Raw genomic sequence first — 21,288 nt, forward strand, 5'->3', positions numbered from 1 at the left:
GCCGCATTGACGCCGATACGCTGGGCCGATTTATCGCCTCCTACCAGTCCATTGCGCCCCTGAGCCTGGGCGAACTGTGGGCCGTTCCCATCATGCTCCGCCTGGCGCTATTGGAGAATCTGAGGCGGATGGCGGCGCGGGTGATGCGCGATGGGACCGATCGCCGCCTGGCGGCACAATGGGCTGACAACCTCAATCTTGCCGCGTCCGACACCCCGACCGATGTGGTCCTGGTGGTGGCCGACATGGCGCGCTCCTCGCCGCCCCTGACCGGGGCGTTCATCGCCGAGCTGACGCGCTCGCTGCACGGGCGCGGCGGTGCGTGGGCCATGCCCCTGGCCTGGCTGGAACAGTGGGCGGCAGCGGCCGGGCAGCGCATCGATGAACTGGTGGCCGCCGAAGGGCAGCAGCAGGCGGCCGATCAGGTCTCCATCGGCAACAGCATCAGCAGCCTGCGCTTCCTCTCCACCATGGATTGGCGCACCTTTGTCGAAGACATGAGTGTGGTCGAGCAACGGCTGCGGGATGACCCCATGGGCGTCTATGCCCAGATGGATTTCGGCACCCGCGACGCCTATCGGCATGTGGTGGAGAAGATCGCGCGCGGCAGCCGCGTAGCCGAGGAACGCGTTGCGACCATCGCACTGGACCTGGCACGGGCGGCGCCGCTGGAGGGGCCACGCACGCACGTTGGCTACTGGCTGGTCGGCGAAGGCCTGCACGCCACCATCGACGCGGTTGCCGCAGTGGCACCGCGCCAGCGCAAGGCACGGCGACTGGCGCATCGCGTGCCGCTGGCGGTCTACCTGCTGCCGATCATCCTGCTGGCGGTGCTGGCCACCCAGGGCCTGCTGGAAACCGGCGGGGGTCTGGTACCGGTCTGGTTGACCGCGCTGCTCGGGCTGCTGGTGTTCAGTGAGCTGGGCATCGTCCTGGTGAACTGGACCGCCACCGTGCTGGTCACCCCCAGGCCGCTTCCCAAGCTGGACTTCAGCGAGGGCATCCCTGCCGCTTGCGCCACCGTGGTTGCGGTGCCGTCGATGCTGTCCAGCACCGACGGCATCGACGTGCTGGTGGAAGCGCTGGAGGTCCGCTTCCTGGCCAATCGCGATCCGCAGCTGCGCTTTGTGCTGCTCACCGACTTTCTCGATGCCGCCGCTGCCCAGGCGCCGATGGACGACGCACTTCTCGCGCATGCGGTGGCGCGGATCGAGGGATTGAACCGTCGCTACGCGTCCGGGCACGGCGATCGCTTCTACCTGCTGCACCGGCCCCGGCAGTGGAACCCGGGCGAAGGGGTGTGGATGGGACACGAGCGCAAGCGCGGCAAGCTCGCAGCGCTCAATGCCCTGCTCCGTCGAGGCGATGCGACCGCGTTCATGCGCACGGTCGGCGACGTGGCCGCGCTGATCGGCATCCGCTACGTCATCACCCTGGATGCGGACACCCAGCTCCCGCGCGATGCGGCGCGGGCATTCGTCGCCACCCTGGCGCACCCGCTGAACCGACCGCGCTTCGATCTGGCGCTGCAACGCGTGGTGGAGGGCTACGGCATCCTGCAGCCCAGCGTCGGCACCAGCCTGGGCAGGCGCCGTACCTCGCGTTTTGCCAGGATGTTCGGCAGCGAGCCGGGCATCGACCCGTACACACGGATGGTGTCGGATGTCTACCAGGATCTATTCGACGAAGGCTCGTTCGTCGGCAAAGGCATCTATGACGTGGAAGCATTCGAGCACGCGCTCGACGGCCGCCTGCCCGAGAACCGCATCCTCAGCCACGACCTGCTGGAAGGCTGCTACGCCCGCGCAGGCCTGGTCAGCGACGTGCGCCTGTACGAGGACTATCCCGAGCGTTATGCCGCCGACGCCAAGCGCCGTGCGCGCTGGATACGGGGTGACTGGCAGCTGCTACCGTGGCTGTTGCCCTGGACACCAGCCGCGGGATCAGGCTGGGAACGCAACCGGCTCAACATGCTGGCGCGCGGCAAGTTGCTGGACAACCTGCGCCGCAGCCTGGTACCCATCGCGGCCCTGGTGTTGCTGGTGGCCGGTTGGCTGTTTGCCCAGCGCCCCACCGCATGGACGGCATGGGTACTGGCGCTGTGGTTCGCGCCGCCGCTGATCGGCATGCTCCGCGACGCGCTGAGCGTTCCCGAAGACACACCGCTGGAAGCGCATTACATCAAGGTCGGGCGCGGCACGCTGCAGTCGTTGCTGCGCGCGTCCACCCAGGTGGCCTGTCTGCCTTTCGAGGCGTTGCTGGCCGGCGGCGCGGTCCTGCGCACGCTCTGGCGCATGGCCATCACCCGCCGTCACCTGCTGCAGTGGAACCCCTCCAGCGAGGTCGAACGCCGCCTGGGCGGTGACCGCGGCGCGGAATGGCGGGTGATGGCGCCGGCGTCGCTGCTGGCGCTCGTGCTGGTCGTTGTCGTGGCCAGCCTGCGTCCGCAGGCGTTGCCGCTTGCCCTGCCGATGCTGCTGGCGTGGACCTTCGCGCCGGGGCTGATGGCGTGGCTGGGCCGACCGCCGGCCGCGAGCGTGGCCGAACTGTCGGTGACCCAGCGTGCGTTCCTGGGCCGGCTGGCACGGCGCACCTGGTCGTTCTTCCAGGCCTGGGTGCGCGAGCAGGATCATTGGCTGCCGCCAGACAACATCCAGGAGCACCCGTCGCTGGTGGTCGCGCGGCGCACCTCGCCGACCAACATCGGCCTTTCCCTGTTGGCCAATCTCTCTGCGTGGGACTTCGGCTATCTGCAGCAGCGCGCCGTCGCGCAACGTACTGCGCTCACGTTCGATACGCTGGACAAGCTGCCGCGCCATCGTGGTCACTTCCTGAACTGGTACGACACCGAGACCCTGGCGCCGCTTCCGCCGCGTTACGTCTCCACCGTGGACAGCGGCAACCTGGCCGGCCACCTGCTCACCCTGCGCCAGGGGCTGCTCGCGCTGGTGGACGCGCCGGTGCTGGCACCGCATACCTTCGACGGCTTGGCCGATACGCTCGGCGTGCTGGACGAAGAGCGGCAGCGCCATCGCCCTGGCGACGCGCCACTGGACGATGCGCTCAACGCCCTTCGCCAGTGCCTGGCATCCGCGCGCATCGACCGCCCCCACGGGACGGAACAGATACGTGCCCGGCTGCAGGCGCTGGTCGCTCTGGCCGACACCGTACTGGCGCAGTGGCCGGCAACGCCCTCACCGGAAGACGGTGACCTGCACTGGCCGACGCTGTTCGCTGCCGAATGCCACGCCGCGCATGCGGCGCTCGTCGAGATCCCTGCAGATACCGGCGCGGACGGTGATATGCCGGTGCCCAGCCTTCGCCAGCTGGCTGGCCTGCCGGGCGAGGTCGGCGCGCACGCGCGGGCGCGTATCGCGCAGTTGCAGGACCTGGCGCACCGCGCCGGGCAGTTCTCGCTGATGGAATACGGGTTCCTGTTCTATCGGTCCCGCAACCTGCTCTCCATCGGCTACAACGTGGACGAACACCGCCTCGACAACAGCTTCTACGACCTGCTGGCCTCCGAGGCACGGCTATGTGCGTTCGTGGCCATCGCTCAGGGCGAGTTGGCGCAGGAGAGCTGGTTCGCGCTCGGCCGGCTGCTCACCGAGGTCAACGGCACGCCCACGCTGCTGTCATGGAGTGGCTCGATGTTCGAGTACCTCATGCCGCAGCTGGTGATGCCCAGCTATCCGGACACGCTCCTGGACCAGACCGCGCGCCACGCGGTGGAGGCGCAGATTGTCTACGGTCGCAGCCTGGACCTGCCGTGGGGGGTGTCCGAGTCTGGCTATAACGCGGTCGATGCCCGCCTCAACTACCAGTATCGGGCGTTCGGCGTGCCGGGACTGGGGCTGAAGCGCGGTCTGGGCCAGGACCGGGTCATTGCGCCCTATGCCAGCATGATGGCGCTGATGGTGGCGCCGGAAGCGGCCTGCCAGAACCTGCAGGCGCTTGAAGACCTGGGGTTCTCCGGGCGTTTTGGCATGTACGAGGCGATCGATTACACCCCCGCCCGGGTGCCGCCGGGGCAGGACCACGTGCTGCTGCGTTCGTTCATGGCCCACCACCAGGGCATGGGCCTGCTGTCGCTGGATTACCTGTTGCGCGACCAGCCGATGCAGCGCCGCTTCGTGGCCGATGTCGAGTTCCAGGCCACCTTGCTGCTGCTGCAGGAGCGCATCCCGCGCATCGGCATCTTCCATCCGCACGAGGTCGAATCCTTGGGCGAGCACTCCCCGCTGGCCCAGGACGAGACGTCGCTGCGCGTGCTGCGAGACCCCGCGGGCCCGCGCCCGGAAGTGCAGTTGCTGTCCAATGGCCGCTACCACGGCATGCTCACTCATGCGGGCGGCGGCTACAGCCGCCACGGCGAGGTGTCACTCACCCGCTGGCGCGAAGACGGCACCACCGATGCCTGGGGCTCGTTCTGCTACCTGCGTGACGTGGACAGCGGCGAGTTCTGGTCCGCCGCCTACCAGCCCACCTGCGTGGCGGTGGACAACTACGAGGCGATCTTCTCTGACGCCAAGGCCGAATTCCGCGGCACGCACCGCGGCTGCGAGAGCCACCTGCAGGTGGCCATCTCTGCCGAGGATGATATCGAGCTGCGGCGGCTTCGCCTGACCAACCGCAGCCGCCGCCCGCGCACGGTGGAGATCACCACCTATGCCGAAGTGGTGCTTGCACCGGCCGCGTCCGACGAGGCGCACCCGGCCTTCAGCAATCTGTTCGTGCAGAGCGAGATCCTGGCCGCCAAGCAGGCCGTGCTATGCACGCGCCGGGCCCGCTCGCACGACGAGACGCCGCCGTGGATGTTCCATCTGGTCGCGGTGCATGACGCCGACGTGGCGGCGATCTCCTACGAGACCGACCGGGCGCGCTTCCTGGGACGCGGCAACACGCCGCGCAGCCCGCAGGCGCTGACCACCGATAGCGCCCTCTCCGGTACGGAGGGTTCGGTGCTCGACCCGATCGTGGCCATCCGCGTGCGCGTGGTGCTTGAGCCTGAGCAGACCGTACAGCTGGACATGATCTATGGCATCAGCGCCGACCGCCCCGGGTGCGAGGCACTGCTGGACAAATACCGTGATCGGCGCCTGGCTGACCGCGTCTTCGACCTGGCCTGGACCCACAGCCAGGTGGTGCGTCGGCAGATCAACGCTACCCAGGCCGAGGCACAGCTCTACGAGCGCCTGGCCAGCCACGTGCTGTATGCCAACCCGTTGCTGCGCGCCAACGACGGCGTCCTGCAGCAGAACCAGCGCGGCCAATCCGGGCTGTGGGGCCACGCCATCTCGGGCGACCTGCCCATCGTGCTGCTCAAGGTCACCGACGCGGAGAACGTGGAACTGGTCCGGCAGTTGGTGCAGGCGCATGCGTACTGGCGACAAAAAGGACTCAACACCGACCTGGTGATCTGGAACGACAGCAAGGCCGGCTACCGGCAGGAGCTGCAGGACCAGATCCTGGGGATGGTGGCGGCCAGTTCGGAGACCGGCCTGCTTGATCGCCCTGGCGGCATTTTCGTGCGGCCGGTGCAGAACATGAGCCACGAGGACCGCATCCTGTTGCAGGCGGTGGCGCGCGCGGTGATCAGCGACGAGGACGGCACGCTGGCCGCGCAGGTCGGCCGCCAGCCGTTGCCGGTACGACGGATCCCGGCGCTGGTGCCATTGGAGGTGCCGCAGGAGCAGGCGCGGGCGATGGACGACACGCCAGGGCTGGCCATCGTCGCCGACCCGGGACCTGAACCCGGCATCCCCCCGCGCGGCGAGCACGACGAAGACATCGATGACCCGTGGCCGTTCCTGCCGTATCGCGGCACCGGCCAGTTCAACAACGGCACCGGCAGCTTCAGCGAGGACGGCCGCGAATACGTGGTGGTGCTGCGCGACGGTGCCCCGACGCCGGCGCCGTGGGCCAATGTGATCGCCAACGCGCGCCTGGGCACGGTGGTCAGCGAGAGTGCGCCGGGCTACACCTGGTTCGAGAACGCGCACGAATTCCGCCTGACGCCCTGGCTCAATGACCCGGTATCCGATACAGGCGGTGAGGCCTTCTACGTGCGCGACGAAGACACCGGCCGTGTGTGGTCGCCCATGCCACTGCCGTGCAGGGGCACCGGGGCGTACCGTACCCGCCATGGATTCGGCTACACGGTCTACGAGCATGTCGAGGACGGCATCGCCAGCGAACTGTGGGTCTTTGTCGACGTCACCGCGCCGCTGAAGTTCTCGGTCCTGCGCCTGCACAACCTGTCGGGCGTGCCACGGCGGCTGTCGGCCATCGGCTACGTTGAATGGGTCATGGGTGACCTGCGGCCAAAGTCGCGCATGCACGTGGTCACCGAACGCGACCCGCCGTCCGGCGCACTGCTGGCCCGCAACACCTACAACACCGATTTCGGTGGCCGGATGGCCTTCTTCGACACCGATGCCGAGGGCGGCGGGTGGACCTGTGATCGCCTGGAGTTCATCGGCCGCAACGGCGGCCTGCACGCACCGGCGGCGTTGCGTCGCCAACGGCTGGATGCACGCGTGGGTGCCGGTCTGGACCCCTGCGCGGCGATCCAGGTACCGGTCGAGCTGGCGCCAGGCGAGCGCAGCGAAACGACGTTCCGCCTCGGCGCCGGGCGCGACCGCGAGGAAACGCTCGCGTTGGCGCGCGATGGCAGAGGCGCGCAGCAGGCCAACGATGCGCTGGACGCCGTGCGTATCCACTGGCGTCATGTGCTGGCTACCGTGCAGGTGCGTACCCCGGACCCGGCGCTGGACGCACTCGCCAACGGCTGGCTGGTCTACCAGACCCTGGGCTGCCGCTACCTGGCGCGCAGTGGCTACTACCAGTCCGGCGGTGCATTCGGCTTCCGTGACCAGTTGCAGGACACGCTCGCGTTGGTCCATGCGCGCCCGGATCTCGCCCGCGAACACCTGCTGCTGTGCGCCGCACACCAGTTCGCCGAGGGCGACGTGATGCACTGGTGGCACCCGCCGCAAGGTCGCGGCGTGCGCACCCGCTGCTCGGATGATTACCTGTGGTTGCCCCAAGGCGCATGCCGCTACCTGGAGGTCACCGGCGACGCGAGCGTGCTGGACGAAGTGGTCGGCTTCATCGAGGGGCGCGCGGTGACGGCCGAAGAGGAAGGGTATTACGACATGCCAACGCCTTCGGCACTGCGCGGCACCCTGTATGCGCATTGCGTCGTCGCACTCGAACGCGGCTGCCGGTTGCTTGGCGAACGCGGTCTTCCGTTGATGGGCAGCGGCGACTGGAATGACGGCATGAACCGCGTCGGCGACCAGCAGCGCGGGGAAAGTGTGTGGCTGGGCTTCTTCCTGCATGACACGCTTCGCCGCTTCATCGTGCTGGCCGATGCGCGTGGCGATGAAACCCGTGCGCAGTGGTGCCGACAGCAGGCCGACAGCCTGCGCCAGAACCTGGAGCAGCATGCCTGGGACGGGGCGTGGTATCGCCGCGCGTGGTTCGACAACGGCAGTCCCCTGGGCTCGACACAGAGCCAGGAATGCCGCATCGACTCGATTTCCCAGAGCTGGTCGGTGCTTTCAGGCGTTGCCGGTCCCGAGCGCGCCCAGCAGGCACTGGACTCGCTCTATACGCACCTGGTGCGCCGGGATGCCAAGTTGATCCAGCTGCTGGACCCGCCGTTCGACACGACCACCGAGGACCCCGGCTACATTCGCGGCTATGTACCTGGCGTGCGCGAGAATGGTGGCCAGTACACCCATGCGGCCGTGTGGGCGGCGATGGCATTTGCCGAGCACGGCGATGCGGCGCGCGCCTGGGAGCTGGCCGGCATGATAAATCCGCTCAACCACACGCTGGATGCAGAAGCGATCCAGACCTACCGTGTCGAACCCTATGTGCTGGCGGCCGATGTCTACGCGGTGGCGCCCCACGTGGGCCGTGGCGGCTGGACCTGGTACACCGGCTCGGCCGGCTGGATGTACCGGCTGCTGGTGGAATCGCTGCTGGGCATACGACGGCAGGGCGATCGGCTGTCGCTTGCGCCGTGCCTGCCCGATCACTGGCCGTCATTTGAACTGAGCTACCGCTTCGGCCGCAGCCGCTATGCGTTCGTGGTAACCCGCACTGCGCAGGGCCAGCCAACCCTGCATGTGGATGGCATCCTGCAGCCGGACCTCAGCGTCGCGCTGCACGACGACGGTCATCACTACCGTGTCGTGCTTGATCTGGCTGCGCTGCCGCAATGAACGTGCGTCCGGACATTCAGGCACAGCTGGACGGCCTGGCCGACATGCTCGCCCACTGGTTGGCGCAGGTGCGCCATCCAGCGCAGTTCTGGCCGCAGTTTGAACACCTGGCGGCAGAGATCCTGGATCAATGCACGCCGACCGAGAAGGAGCAGGCGCACGCGTGCATCCAGGCCATGCTCAAACGCCACGCGCTGGTGCTACCGCCCCAGCACGCGCGTGACGGCGGCGTGGCGCCGCAGCAACCAGGCAAGTGATCGCGGCGACCTCAGCGCGAGCAGGCCACCAGCATCGAGCGCGTCGCCATCTGCGTGGAAGTGAAACCATTCTTGTTGCCTACCGCGATCGCATTGCCATCGTCGCCGTCCTTGCTGAAGACCACGTAGCCGTCGGGGCACATCTGGCCGGCTTTCTCGTAACAGCCACTCCAGGAGCTGGAGCCGCTGCAATCGATGGACACGCCGCGGCGCCCATCCGGGGTGACGGTCATTTTTGCGGTAGTGCAGCCGGTGAGGGTGGCAAGCAGGAGCAGGGAAACGCACAACTTCATGGTGACTCCAGTGGAGGTGAAGGGAAATGAACAGGACAGCAGCCTGGGCGTGACCGATTGCGCCAACCTTGCACACCCGCGGCCGCCCTGCCCGCCCCGGGACGCCCTGCCCGACGACGCCAGCTCCACGCAATGTTGGCGTAGTAAGGTGGCATCGGCTGTCGATCCCCTCCTGCGGCACCCTCCTGTTGAAGCCCCTGATGCACATCCTGCTGATCGAAGATGAAACCGAACTGGCCACCACGCTGCGGGCGGCCCTGCAGCGCGTGCGCCATGTGGTGGACGTGGCCGGCACCCTGGCCCTGGCACGCGAGGCGGCGCAGTGTGGCCTGCACGATATCGTGCTGCTCGACCGCACCCTGCCCGATGGCGATGGGCTGTCGCTGATCGCGCCGCTGCGCGCTCGCAATCCTGGGGTGCCGATCATCGTGCTGAGCGCGCTGGGCCAGCTGCCCGACCGGGTTGCAGGGCTGGATGAGGGCGCCGACGACTACCTGGCCAAACCCTTTGCGCTTGAAGAGCTGTTCGCCCGCATCCGGGCTGCCGGCCGTCGGCCGGGGGCGTTGCAGGTGGAGACCATCAGCATCGGCCGGCTGCTGTTCGATCCGGTCTCTGGCGAGGCCAGCGTGAACGGGCAGCGGCTCGACCTGCCGCGCCGCGAAATCCGCGTACTGGCCTCGCTGGCGCGGCGGCTGGGCCGCACCGTGCTGCGCGAATCCATCGAAATGGCCGTGTACGGCTTCGACGACTGCATCCACTCCAATACGCTGGATTCGCACATCTCGCGCCTGCGACGCAAACTGGCCGATGCCGATGCCGGGGTTGAAATCCATGCCATCCGTGGGGTCGGCTACCTGATGCGGGAGACCCGCTGATGGCACGCCGTCCCTCGTTGAAGCGGCCGCTGATCGTCAAGACCCTGATCTACCAGCTGCTGGCGTTGTTGATCGCGTTCTTCGCCCTGCTGATGGTGCTGGTGCGCGCCGACAGTGGCGGCTACTACACCATCCAGACCTTCGCCCCGGTGGCGGCCGACGCGGTCCAGCGCGATCGCAACGGCGATCTCTACGTGCAGCAGACCCCGGCGCTTGCCGAAGTGCTGAAGATCGCCCCGGGCGCCTGGTTCATCGCCGAGGACGCGCGCGGCCACCACGTTTCATTCGGCCCGGTGCCGCCGGCGTATGCTTCGCTGGTGGGGGCGCTGGATGGCATCCCTTACGGCGACCTGCGCGGGCGCACCCGCAATGATGGCCTGGCCGTGGCGGTTCGCCAGCACACCGGACCGGCCGGCAAGCTGACCATCATGGCCCATGGCGAAGTCGATTCGCTGACCTGGCAGATGGCGCTGGCCGCACACATCATCACCCTGCCGATCTTTCTGCTGCTGGCCCTGGCGACCCTCATCCTGACCCCCATGATCGTGCGCCGTGCGCTGGCCGGGGTGGAGCGCATCGCCAATGAAGCACGCAACATCTCCGCCAGCCGCCGCGGCATCCGCCTGACCGAAGCGGCCGTGCCGGTCGAAATTGCCCCGCTGGTGAACGCCGTCAACGACGCACTGGAGCGGCTGGATGAGGGACACGAACGCCAGCGCCGCTTCATCGCTGCGGCAGCTCACGAGCTGCGCACGCCGATTGCGATCCTGCGGGTGAAGATCGACGCCGCCGACGATGCCACCTCCCATAGCCTGGCACTGGAAGTGACGCGCCTGGCCACGCTGGCCGAACAGCTGCTGGACCTTCACCGCATGGACGATGACGGCGGCAAGGAAACCCTCGACCTGGCCCAGCTGGCCAAGCGGGTGGTCGCCGATCTGGCGCCGCTGCTGATTCAGTCCGGGAAGGCGGTGGCGGTGGTGGTGGAGCCCCACCATCCGGTGCAGGGCGAAGTCGGTGCAATCGAGCGGGTGCTGTCCAACCTGGTCCTGAACGCCGCCGAGCACGGCGGGCAACGCATCCTCGTGCGGGTACAGGGCAGCAGCATCGAGGTGGAGGACGACGGCACCGGCATCCCCATGGCCGAGCGCGAGCGCGTGTTCGAACCCTTCCAGCGCCTGCGGCCGCGGCAGACTGGTGCGGGCCTGGGCCTGAATCTGGTGCATCAGGTGATCGAGCGCCACGCAGGCCAGGTCACGATCCTCGACGCACCGGGGGGCGGTGCCCTGATCCGGATCCAGTTCCCGGCGCACCCGGACGCCAGCGGCACGCCTGCGGCCCCCTGAGCAACGCGCACCACCGCGCAAGGTTCACGCAACCGGCGGCAACCAGACTCGACGACCCGCCTGCCTGCAGGCGTGCCCCGTCATTTCTGTTGCAAGGATTCCGTCGATGCCCCCTCTCTCCTGGATGCCACACTCGTGAGCGCCGTCCCTCGCAAACGCCGCTTGATCATCATCGCGGCCGTCGTTCTCTGCGTCACGATTGCGCTCTACACGTGGTTGGCGCCGGCGCCGCCCCCGGCGCTGCAGCTGGCCCCGGTGCTACGCGCCGACATCGAGCAGGTCGTCGAGGCCACCGGCACACTCAAACCGTCCCAGCTGGTGAGCGTGGGCGCGCAGGTGTCGGGCCGCATCGACGTGCTGTACGTCAAGCTCGGTGACAAGGTAAAGGCGGGCGACCCCATCGCCGATATCGATTCGCGCACCCAGCGCAATGCCCTGTTGCGAGCACAGGCCGCGCAGCGCAGCGCCCGTGCCACCCGGGATGCCCTGGCCACCGACCTGCGCCAGCACGCGCTGACCCTGCAGCGGCTGCAACAGCTGCTGCAGGGCCAGTTGGTCGCACGCGCCGACGTCGATGCCGCCAGGGCCAGGGTGGATGCCACCAGCGAACAGATCGCCGCGCTTGATGGCGAAGTGGTGCAGCGGCGGACCGATGTGGATGTGGCGCAGACCAACCTGGAGTACACCCGCATCACCGCCCCCACCGATGGCACGGTGCTGGCCGTGGTGGCGCGGCAGGGGCAGACGGTGAACGCGGTACAGAGCGCACCGACCATCGTCATGCTCGGCAACCAGGACGTGATGACCGTGTACGCCGAGATCTCCGAGGCCGACGTGGTGCACACCGCGCTTGGCCAGGAAGCCTTCTTCACCATCCTTGGCGACAGCGGCCGACGTTACAGCAGCACCCTGCGCGACATCGCGCCCGCGCCGGAGTCGATCACCAACGAAGACACCTCCGCCCTGGCCTCGCCGTCACTGTCGGCGGGCAGCCGCACCGCGATGTACTACAACGGCCAGTTCGACGTGGACAATGCCGATGGCCGCCTGCGTAGCTACATGACCGCCCAGGTTCGCATCGTGCTGGGCCGGGCCCGCCATGTCCTCACCATTCCGTCTGCGGCGCTGGGCGCACGCGCGGCCGATGGCAGCTACAGCGTGCAGGTCCCCGGGTCCGACGGGCAGCCGCTGGCGCGGCGCATCACCATCGGCCTGGATGACCAGATCCGGGTGGAAGTGCGCAGCGGGCTTGAGGAGGGCGAGCAGGTCGTGCTGGTGCAGGCCAACGAGGAGGCTGCCACCCCGGCAGCGCAACCGCAATGAGCCCGGCCAAGGCTGAGCCCCTGCTTCGCGTGCGCGGTATCCGCCGCGCGTTCGCTGCGGGTGATCAGACGCTGGTGGTACTGGACGGCATCGATCTGGACATCCGTGCCGGCGAGCTGGTCGCCATCGTCGGCCAGTCCGGCTCGGGCAAATCCACGCTGATGAACATCCTGGGGTGCCTGGACCGACCCTCCGCCGGCACCTATGCGATGGCCGGTCGTGAGACCGCCCGGATGTCACCTGACGAACTGGCCGAACTTCGGCGCGAGCGCTTCGGCTTCATCTTCCAGCGTTACCACCTGCTGTCGGACTTGAGCGCACTCAGCAACGTGGAAGTACCGGCCATCTACGCCGGCCTGCCCGCCGCCGCACGGCACGCACGGGCCACCGCACTGCTGACCCGCCTGGGCCTTGGCGAACGCCTGCAGCACCTGCCGGGTGAACTGTCCGGCGGCCAGCAGCAACGGGTCTCGATCGCGCGCGCCCTGATGAACGGCGGCGCGGTCATCTTCGCCGACGAGCCCACCGGCGCACTGGATACCCAATCGGGCAAGGAGGTGATGAAGATCCTCGGCGAACTGCATGCTGAAGGCCATACCGTGGTGCTGGTCACCCACGACATGGCGGTCGCCGAACACGCGCAACGCATCATCGAGATCCGCGATGGCCGCATCGTGGCCGACCGCCCTACCCGTGCGGCCCCGCTGGCGGCCGCCCCCGCGCCTGCGGACCCGGCAGCAGGCAGCGATCGCAGCGGCTGGCAGGCCCTGCGCGACCGCTTCACCGAGGCCTTCCGCATGGCCCTGCGGGCGATGAACGCCCATCGCACGCGCACCTTCCTGACCATGCTCGGCATCATCATCGGCATCGCCTCGGTGGTATCAGTCGTCGCGCTGGGCACCGGCGCCCGCCAGGCCATCCTGTCCAACATCGCCTCGTTGGGCACAAGCACCATCGAGATCTACCCCGGCGCCGGCTTCGGCGACCTGCACTCGGCCCAGGTGGAAACGCTGACTCCTGGCGACAGCGTGGCCCTTGCCGCGCAGCCGTTCGTCGACAGCGCCACCCCCGGCGTGGCCACCAGCGCCACCGCACTGCGCGGCAATCGCTCGGCCAGCGTGCAGGTGCAGGGCGTGAGCGAGCAGTACTTCCGGGTGCACGGCATGAAGCTGGGGCAAGGCCAGTTCTTCGGCCAGCCTGCGGTAGCTGGCTACCAGCAGGTGGTGGTGATCGACGCCAATACCCGTGCGCGCTTTTTTGCCGCTCAGGATGACCCCATCGGGCAGACCCTGCTGCTGGGCAGCGTGCCGGTGCGTGTGGTGGGCGTGGTCAAGAAGGATGCCGCAGCCGCCGGCGACACCTCGCTGCTGCGGGTATGGACGCCCTACACCACCGCCATGGCCCGCCTGCTGGGCCAGCGCCATGTGTCCAGCATCACCGTGCGCGTGGACGATGCGGTGAGCATGAAGGCGGCCGAACAGGACATCACCCGGCTGCTTGCACGTCGTCATGGCCGCAGCGATTTCTACATGAGCAACAACGCGCAGATCCGCCAGTCGATCGAACAGACCACCGGCATCCTGACCATGATGATCAGCTCGATTGCCGCCATCGCGCTGGTCGTGGGCGGCATCGGCGTGATGAACATCATGCTGGTCTCGGTGACCGAGCGCACCCGCGAGATTGGCGTGCGTATGGCGGTGGGCGCCCGGCGCAGTGACATCCTGCAGCAGTTCCTGATCGAATCGGTGCTGGTGTGTCTGCTCGGCGGCTTGTTGGGCATCGGCCTGGCACTGGCACTGGGTGCTGTACTGGCCTTGGCCGACGTGGGATTCAGCCTGGTGTTCTCGGCCAATTCGATCATCGCCGCGTTCGCCTGTTCCAGCCTGATCGGGATCGGCTTTGGCTTCCTGCCCGCACGGCGGGCGGCGCAGTTGGACCCGGTGGACGCGCTGGTTCACTGAACGGTGCACGAGCCGCCGCGGCAACGGCAGGTTCACGCAACGTCGGCGCGCTGTACTGGCTGCTCCCACCGATACCGGTACAGGAGCAGCACGATGTTATTCAAGACAGCACGCATGGCACTGCAGCTGGGCATGGCCGCCCAGCTGCTGCTGATGATGCCGCACGCCGCGCAGGCACAGTCCTACGACGGCAATCGCGCGGGCTGGGCCCAGGACGCGCGCGACCTTCGCCACAACAATTGGGACCATCGTGAGCGCGAGCGCGAAAGAGAGCGCGATCGTGATCGCCGCGACAACGACAAGGCCAAAGTCGTGGTGGGCGTGGTAGGCGCGGCCGTGGTGGCCGGTGTGATCGCCGCGGCGGCCAAACGCGAGCGCGAGACCCGTGAGCGCGCCGACTACTGCATGAACCGCTACGGCAACTACGACCGCCGCACCGACAGCTATCGCGACCGCGATGGCTACAGCTACCCCTGCCGCTGAACGCCTCCCTCATTCAAGGAAACAAACGTATGAAACACACCGCTCTGATGCTGGCGCTTTTCGCGCTTCCGTTGTTCGCCCAGGCTGCCGCGGCCGATCCGAAGCAGGCTTATATCGATGCGACCTTCGCGGCGATGGACAGCAACAAGGATGGCCGCGTGGACAAGGCCGAGTTCACCGCGTACCAGCAGTCACGTTTCAGCAAGCAGGCCACCTCGATTGATGTGGCGTTCAAGGAAATGGACAAGAACAAGGACGGCAAGATCAGCAAGGAAGAGGCGGCCGTGGTGCCGGAGATCGCGAAGTACTTCACCGGGCTGGACGCCGACGGCGATGGCTATCTGTCGCTGAAGGAAATGCAGCAGGCCATGGTGGCCGCGCAGACGGCGGATGCGCCGGGGAAATGAGGAAGGCGGCGGGTCATGGGAGTAACCATGACCCGCCCCTGCCCTGAACGCGCCTTGTTTCAAGCACACAGCGCAGGGCAACGCTGGGCACCTCAGATGCGCCAGCGCGGCGTTATCTACGCGACCTGCCAATGATTCCTTGCAGGGCCAGGTCATTACCCCATCCCGAACGGAAGGTAACGCCAGCCGTGGTGCCGCTGCGCCATCGCGTCCGCATCGCGGTCTGCGCCTGCTGCGTCAAGGCCATTCCCTGCGCCTCGTATGACTGTGAATGACGGAACGCCCTGGCGTAACGGTGACGCGTAGGAGGACGGGATGCACCCAACCGCTGGGGTGAAACCTATATGTAGACCAGTGACCCCGGGTATTGCCGTCCCAGTGCCCGCCTCTTGACGGCTATTGGACAAAGCCGAAAAATGCTGCAGCTGCTGCACCGCATGCAGCCCGGCAGTTCGCGCTCGAAGAGGTTCCCACTGATCCACATGGAGGTTGGCACAGCATGAAGAAAGCAGCCCGATTTTTCACCCTCAGCCTCGCACTCGCCATGTTCGGGTCGACCGCGCAGGCGTACGAGAGCACGGCTCAGGTCATCAAACGTCAAGCGCCTGCAGGCATCACCACTGGGTTCTATGGCTGCATCGAGGATGCGGGATCAGACAGCATCGCACTTGCTGCATGCCAATCTGCAGAAAAAGAACGCCAAGACGCTCGATTGAATGCCGCTTACAAAGCGCTGCTCAGCACGCAGCGCGGCACGGGCAAGGACACGCTGGTCCGCGCCGAGCGCGCCTGGTTGGATTTCCACAGCAGCAGCAACGCCTTTGAGTCGTCACTCTATGGCAGCGAAACGGTGAGCAGCTTTCAAGTGATGCAGAATGAGATTTTTCGCCTCTGCGAACGCGCCAATGCTCTGGAAGCCTATCTTCCGATCGCAAAGGATCAGTAATTGCGACGTGTAACGCTGCGGCGCTTTTGCAGTTGCGCGTGATGCGGGGTAAACCCGCCGGCAGCGGAGAGGTCATCGCCTGACAACGATCGCCTGGCTATTCGAAGAGAGAAACGGAGAGGGCGGCGAGTTGTAGTCGCCCTCTCCGTTCGATACACGTCTTGTCGGCAGCCGAGCTCCAGCATCGTCGCCGTGCTGATGATTCCGCCGGTCGCCATCGACCACGAGCGCGCGCGGGTTGCCCTCCCCTGGGCAGGACGCGGCTGCGCCGGCCTCGATCCGCCTTCTGCTGCAGAACCGCACGTTGCTCGTCCTGTCCGCCTGCTGCGCCCTGTTCCACCTGGCCAACGCGGCGATGCTGCCATTGGTGGGCCATAAGCTGTCCCAGACCAGCCCCGCGCTGGCCACCACGCTTACTGCCGCGTGCATCGTTGCCGCCCAACTGGTGATGGTGCCAGCCGCGCTGCTGGTGGGGTCCCGGGCCGACGCCTGGGGACGCCGGCCGCTGCTGCTGGCGGCGTTCGCCATCCTGCCGCTCCGTGGGGTGCTGTACCTGCTGTCCGACGCGCCCGCCTGGCTGCTCGGCGTGCAGCTGCTCGACGGTGTTGGCGCTGGCATCTTCGGCGCCCTGCTGCCGGTCATTGTCAGCGACCTCACCCAGGGCACCGGTCGCTTCAATGTCACGCTGGGCGCGGTGTCCACCGCATTCGGGCTCGGCGCCGCCTTCAGTCCGGGGCTGGCCGGGATGATCGTCCAGTTCGCTGGGTATGATGTCGCGTTCCTGACCCTGGCAGCGATCGCAGTGCTCGCCTTCGTCCTGGCCATGGCCCTGCCGGAGACCCGGCCCCGGGCCCGCGATGCGAACGCTCCCGCTACACCGCCGTCCAACGCCCGCCTTTGAGTTTCCCCGAGCAACCGATGCAGATCCCCACCGCGTCCCTGATCATCTGGACGGTCACCGTCGTCGCCACCTGCGGTGTCATCTTTCGTCCCTGGCGCGTTCCCGAGTACGCCTGGGCACTGGGTGCAGCCGCGCTGCTGACCGTCACCGGCCTGTTGCCGTTGAACACGGCGGTGGCCGCCGTGGCCGAAGGCGGCGATGTGTACCTGTTCCTGATCGGCATGATGCTACTGGCCGAACTGGCGCGGCAGGAGGGGCTGTTCGACTGGCTGGCCGCGTATGCGGTGCAGCACGCCAAGGGTTCGGGGCAACGCCTGTTCGACCTGGTGTTCCTGGTGGGCACGCTGGTCACGATTTTCCTGTCCAACGACGCCACCGCCGTAGTGCTCACGCCAGCGGTGTACGCCGCCTGCAAGGCCGCCCGGGCCAACCCGCTGCCTTATCTGTTCGTGTGTGCCTTCGTGGCCAACGCCGCCAGCTTCGTCCTGCCCATTTCCAACCCAGCCAACCTGGTGGTCTTCGGCGATCACATGCCCTCCCTGCCCGATTGGCTGCGCCAGTTCACCTTGCCCTCGCTGGCCGCCATCGGCATGACCTACCTGGTGCTGCGGCTGGCCCATCGCCGCCAGATCGCACAGCCCCTGGTGGCGCTGGCGGAGCAGCCGCCGCTGTCCGAGGGCGGCCGCCTGTGCGCGCTCGGCGTGGGCGTGACCGGCGGCGTGCTGCTGGTCACCTCGGCGATGAACGGGCCGCTGGGCCTGGCCACCTTCTGCGCCGGTGCGGCCACCCTGGCCGCCATCCGCCTGCGCCAACGCCGCAGCCCGCTGCCGATCCTGCGCCATGTGTCCTGGGGCGTGCTGCCGTTGGTGGCCGGGCTGTTCGTGCTGGGGGAAGCGGTGGCACGCACCGGCGTGATCCGCATCGCTGCCGCCGCCCTGGAAGCCCTTGCCCGCACAGCGCCCGGCGAAGCCAGCTGGCTGGCCGGTGGCGCGGCCGCTATGCTGAGCAACCTGGCCAACAACCTGCCGATCGGCCTGGTGGCCGGCTCGGTGGGCCAGATGGCCGACCTGCCGACGCAGACCCGCGCTGCCCTGCTGATTGGCGTGGATCTCGGGCCCAACCTGTCGGTGACCGGCTCGCTGGCCACCATGCTCTGGCTGGTCGCGCTTCGACGCGAAGGCGAGCACGTCAGTGCGCTGCACTTCCTGAGGTTGGGCGTCCTGGTGATGCCGCCGGCCTTGATTGTCGCGCTCTGGCTTCTATAGCCATCGCATGGTGACCGCGCGACCGCAGCCGTTGCCGGCCTGCTTGGCTACAGCAGCACCTGCCGGGTGCTGCGAAGATACTGATGGATCTCGTCTTCGACCGCTTCATCGATCATGTAGACCGGACGCTGGCCATTGGGACAGCGCAGGCGCGGGGTCGTGCCGAACAACCGGCAGATCAGCGGCCGCTCGGCGTAGATCTCGCAGCCCTGTTTACCCAGGTAGGGGCAACTGAGCTCGGCCAGCGCGGCGGCATGCTCGGCCTCGCTCTTTACCGGCAGGCGCGCCATCTCCTCGCTCGATACCGTGACGGGGCCACAGCAGTCGTGGCACCCGACGATGCACCGGAAAGACGGGATCTGATCACGCAGCCGCTGAAGTCTGTCGCTGTTCCTGTAGGGCATTGCGGTGCGCCTCTGGCACGGATCAACGGTGGCGCACTTTACTCCCCCGCCATCGTGGCGTCAGATCGAGGGGGGGGGGGCGGCCATGCATGGGGCAAGCGACGCCTGCTGGCGCGGCATGCGTGGTTACCAGATCGCCGTCTCGGCCGGCCTTGAAACGACCGGAGGACGAACAGCATCGGCAGTCAGCGAGGCTGCGTGCGTGGAGCCCATCCCGGTCTGACCTTCCCCCTCCTGCACCGACGCAAGCAACCGGCTGGCACGGCGAACAGCGTTGCCCAAGGCCGGGTCCAGCCCCACGAGGTACACCAGGCAGCCGTCGTAGTTCGCAGAGGCCGTCTCCAGGCCCTCTGTACAGGCCATTTCGCGCTTTAGCGCCTTGAACCAGCGCCTGGGTGGCTCGGCGTCCAGCTCGATCACGACGGCGGCTTCGCCCAAGCCCAGCGGCATCGCTTCGATCCTCACCACCTTGGGATTTGACGGGGTCTTTTGACTGGCGACCATTGCCCTTCTCCTCTGGAACAATGACGGAAAAGTACCCGCAGCAGGCGCCAAGAACGCGTCAAGATCCGCTGACCGCCAGCGCGATCTTCTTTGCGACGCCCTGCGGGAGCGTCAGGGCGCGGCGCCGGCTGACAGGCGCGCCAGCACATCCGCCCGGCAGGCATCCAGAAGCTCGTCCGCCAGCGCCGAATCGTCCGGACAGGAACGGGACAGCACCATGGCCCCAACCACCTGCGCCATCAAGGCGATCCGCCGCGCGCGCGCCTGTTCGGCGGTGGCGCCTTCGTCCTGCGCTTCCGGTGTGGAAGACACCGCCAATTGCGCCTCGATACCGGCTGCAAAGGCCGCCTTGACCGCCGCCGGCTGACGCGCCGCGTCGGTGCACAACGTAGCCATGGTGCAGCCCTGGCCTGGCGCGTCCCGGTGCTCGCGGGAGAGGTAGTACCGCACGAAGCTCTCTCGATCCGTGCCGGCCGCCGCTTCGGCTGATTTGGCCAAGCCGCAGCTTGCCGCCTCTGCCATCAGGTCCGCCTTCGACCCGAAGTGCTTGTAGAAGCCGCCGTGGGTGAACCCGGCGGCCGCCATCAGATCGGCCACGCCCACGCCGTCGTAGCCCCGCTCCCGGAACAGCGTGGCGGCCGTCTCGACGATGTGCGCGCGGTTGGCCTGCGCCTGCGCCTTGGTGACCTTCATGACCCGGTCTCTCTTCACGCTCTGCCTTGGTGCAGCGCACTTTACCACGATAGATGACCATCATCATCAAACCGTTGACATTTAAGATGACGGTCATCATCATTGCTCCACACCGTCAGCCGCCGCCACGGCGGGGCGGGCCTTCCTCCTCAACAATCACGACCCCGCACCCACCATGACCCCCTCCCCGCTCTTCCAGCCCTACCCCCTCGGCCCGCTGACCCTGGCCAACCGCATCGTGATGGCACCGCTGACGCGCAACCGCGCCGGTGCCGGCCTGGTGCCCAGCCCGCTTGCCGCTACCTACTACGCCCAGCGCGCCTCGGCCGGCCTGATCATCACCGAGGCCACCCAGATCTCGGCGCAGGCCCAGGGCTACCAGGACACGCCCGGCCTCTACACCCAGGACCAGATCGACGGCTGGCGCGCGGTCACCGATGCCGTGCACGCCCGCGGCGGGCGCATCTTCGTGCAGCTGTGGCACGTGGGCCGCATCTCGCACGTGGATCTGCAGCCCGGCAATGCCGCGCCCGTCTCCGCCTCGGCCATCCGCGCGCAGACCAAGACCTTCGTCCACAACGGCTTTGTCGATGTGTCCGAACCGCGCGCATTGGAGATCGACGAGTTGCCCGCCATCGTCAACGACTTCCGCCAGGCCGCTGCCAATGCCATCGCCGCCGGTTTTGACGGCGTGGAAATCCACGGCGCCAACGGCTACCTGCTCGAACAGTTCATCAAGGACGGCGCCAACCAGCGCACCGACGCCTACGGCGGCTCCATCGAGAACCGCGCGCGCCTGCTGCTGGAGGTCACCGCCGCCGTCGCCGAAGAGATCGGCGCAGACCGCACCGGCGTGCGCATTTCCCCGGTTTCGCCGGCCAATGCCATCGCCACGGTCAGCGACCCGCAGCCGCAGTACGACTACATCGTGGACCAGCTCAGCGCGCTGGGCATCGTCTACCTGCACGTGGTCGAAGGCGCGACCGGCGGCCCGCGCGACGTGGCGCCCTTCGACTTCGATGGGCTGCGCGCCCGCTTCAAGGGGACCTATCTGGCCAACAACGGCTACGACCTGGATCTGGCCAGCGCACGCCTCGCCGAAGGCAAGGCAGACCTCATCGCGTTTGGCCGCGCCTTCATCAGCAATCCCGACCTGGTGGAACGCCTGAAGACCGGCGCGCCCTTGAACGCCTTGAACCCCGCCACGTTGTACGGCGGCGGCACGGAAGGCTACACCGACTACCCCGCATTGACCGATACGACGCCGCAGTAAGCCTTCAACAGCTCCCTGCCGCCCCCCCCCCGAACCCCCCCCCCAGCCCCCCGGCACACCCACGTGCCGCGTCCCCCCCGCCGCAACCCCCGCGCCGCCCGCGGCCACCGCCCCAGACAC

At 67.7% G+C, this 21,288-nt stretch carries 16 protein-coding genes; 12 read left to right on the forward strand and 4 right to left on the reverse strand.

Features of this window, described 5'->3' with window-relative positions; all coding sequences use genetic code 11:
• Both RSA25_RS11175 and RSA25_RS11180 read left to right on the forward strand, forming a co-directional pair.
• On the forward strand, nucleotides 1-8,234 hold an 8,234-nt coding region (locus RSA25_RS11175; RefSeq protein WP_332808959.1), incomplete at its 5' end, for a glucoamylase family protein.
• Nucleotides 8,231-8,491 carry a hypothetical protein gene (locus RSA25_RS11180; protein ID WP_332808960.1) on the forward strand — a complete coding sequence of 87 codons (261 nt, stop codon included), beginning with the start codon at nucleotides 8,231-8,233 and terminating at the stop codon, nucleotides 8,489-8,491. The genes RSA25_RS11175 and RSA25_RS11180, both read left to right, overlap by 4 nt.
• Before the next feature lie 11 nt (nucleotides 8,492-8,502).
• Here RSA25_RS11180 and RSA25_RS11185 read toward each other — a convergent pair whose 3' ends face one another.
• Nucleotides 8,503-8,784, reverse strand: a complete 282-nt coding sequence (locus RSA25_RS11185; protein ID WP_332808961.1) for a hypothetical protein — start codon at nucleotides 8,782-8,784, stop codon at nucleotides 8,503-8,505.
• Nucleotides 8,785-8,984: 200 nt separating this feature from the next.
• Here RSA25_RS11185 and RSA25_RS11190 point away from each other — a divergent pair, with 200 nt between their 5' ends.
• The 9 genes from RSA25_RS11190 (at nucleotide 8,985) to RSA25_RS11230 (ending at nucleotide 18,294) form a co-directional block, all read left to right on the forward strand.
• Nucleotides 8,985-9,659, forward strand: coding sequence for a response regulator transcription factor (locus RSA25_RS11190; protein WP_332808962.1), 675 nt, complete (start codon nucleotides 8,985-8,987; stop codon nucleotides 9,657-9,659).
• Nucleotides 9,659-11,005 (forward strand): HAMP domain-containing sensor histidine kinase, encoded by a 1,347-nt coding sequence (locus RSA25_RS11195; RefSeq protein WP_332808963.1) that lies wholly within the window; start codon nucleotides 9,659-9,661, stop codon nucleotides 11,003-11,005. Before RSA25_RS11190 ends, RSA25_RS11195 begins: the two co-directional genes overlap by 1 nt.
• 135 nt (nucleotides 11,006-11,140) lie before the next feature.
• Nucleotides 11,141-12,328 (forward strand): efflux RND transporter periplasmic adaptor subunit, encoded by a 1,188-nt coding sequence (locus RSA25_RS11200; protein ID WP_332808964.1) that lies wholly within the window; start codon nucleotides 11,141-11,143, stop codon nucleotides 12,326-12,328.
• Entirely contained in the window at nucleotides 12,325-14,292 is a 1,968-nt protein-coding gene (locus RSA25_RS11205; RefSeq protein WP_332808965.1) for a MacB family efflux pump subunit, read from the forward strand. The genes RSA25_RS11200 and RSA25_RS11205 overlap by 4 nt, the downstream gene beginning before the upstream one ends.
• 93 nt (nucleotides 14,293-14,385) lie before the next feature.
• Entirely contained in the window at nucleotides 14,386-14,775 is a 390-nt protein-coding gene (locus RSA25_RS11210) for a hypothetical protein (RefSeq protein WP_332808966.1), read from the forward strand.
• A gap of 29 nt (nucleotides 14,776-14,804) precedes the next feature.
• Nucleotides 14,805-15,182: an EF-hand domain-containing protein gene (locus RSA25_RS11215; RefSeq protein WP_332808967.1), complete on the forward strand. Its 378-nt coding sequence runs from the start codon at nucleotides 14,805-14,807 to the stop codon at nucleotides 15,180-15,182.
• 499 nt (nucleotides 15,183-15,681) lie between these two features.
• Complete coding sequence (locus tag RSA25_RS11220; protein ID WP_332808968.1) at nucleotides 15,682-16,128, forward strand: lysozyme inhibitor LprI family protein; 447 nt, start codon at nucleotides 15,682-15,684, stop codon at nucleotides 16,126-16,128.
• A 304-nt stretch (nucleotides 16,129-16,432) separates the two neighbouring features.
• Nucleotides 16,433-17,029: an MFS transporter gene (locus RSA25_RS11225; protein WP_332808969.1), complete on the forward strand. Its 597-nt coding sequence runs from the start codon at nucleotides 16,433-16,435 to the stop codon at nucleotides 17,027-17,029.
• Between the two features lie 17 nt (nucleotides 17,030-17,046).
• On the forward strand, nucleotides 17,047-18,294 hold the full coding sequence (locus tag RSA25_RS11230) for an arsenic transporter (RefSeq protein WP_332808970.1): 1,248 nt from the start codon (nucleotides 17,047-17,049) through the stop codon (nucleotides 18,292-18,294).
• 47 nt (nucleotides 18,295-18,341) lie between these two features.
• Here the strand turns inward: RSA25_RS11230 and RSA25_RS11235 are convergent, their stop codons facing one another.
• The 3 genes from RSA25_RS11235 to RSA25_RS11245 form a co-directional block, all read right to left on the reverse strand.
• Nucleotides 18,342-18,698 carry a YkgJ family cysteine cluster protein gene (locus RSA25_RS11235; RefSeq protein WP_332808971.1) on the reverse strand — a complete coding sequence of 119 codons (357 nt, stop codon included), beginning with the start codon at nucleotides 18,696-18,698 and terminating at the stop codon, nucleotides 18,342-18,344.
• Nucleotides 18,699-18,824: 126 nt separating this feature from the next.
• The gene (locus tag RSA25_RS11240; RefSeq protein WP_332808972.1) at nucleotides 18,825-19,202 is read right to left on the reverse strand and encodes a hypothetical protein; all 378 of its coding nucleotides are present in this window, start codon (nucleotides 19,200-19,202) and stop codon (nucleotides 18,825-18,827) included.
• A gap of 111 nt (nucleotides 19,203-19,313) precedes the next feature.
• On the reverse strand, nucleotides 19,314-19,895 hold the full coding sequence (locus RSA25_RS11245) for a TetR family transcriptional regulator (RefSeq protein WP_332808973.1): 582 nt from the start codon (nucleotides 19,893-19,895) through the stop codon (nucleotides 19,314-19,316).
• A 175-nt stretch (nucleotides 19,896-20,070) separates the two neighbouring features.
• Here RSA25_RS11245 and RSA25_RS11250 point away from each other — a divergent pair, with 175 nt between their 5' ends.
• Nucleotides 20,071-21,168 (forward strand): alkene reductase, encoded by a 1,098-nt coding sequence (locus RSA25_RS11250; protein ID WP_332808974.1) that lies wholly within the window; start codon nucleotides 20,071-20,073, stop codon nucleotides 21,166-21,168.
• Nucleotides 21,169-21,288: the final 120 nt, after the last annotated feature.

It is taken from the genome of Stenotrophomonas sp., assembly GCF_036662295.1.
Taxonomy (GTDB): Bacteria; Pseudomonadota; Gammaproteobacteria; order Xanthomonadales; family Xanthomonadaceae; genus Stenotrophomonas.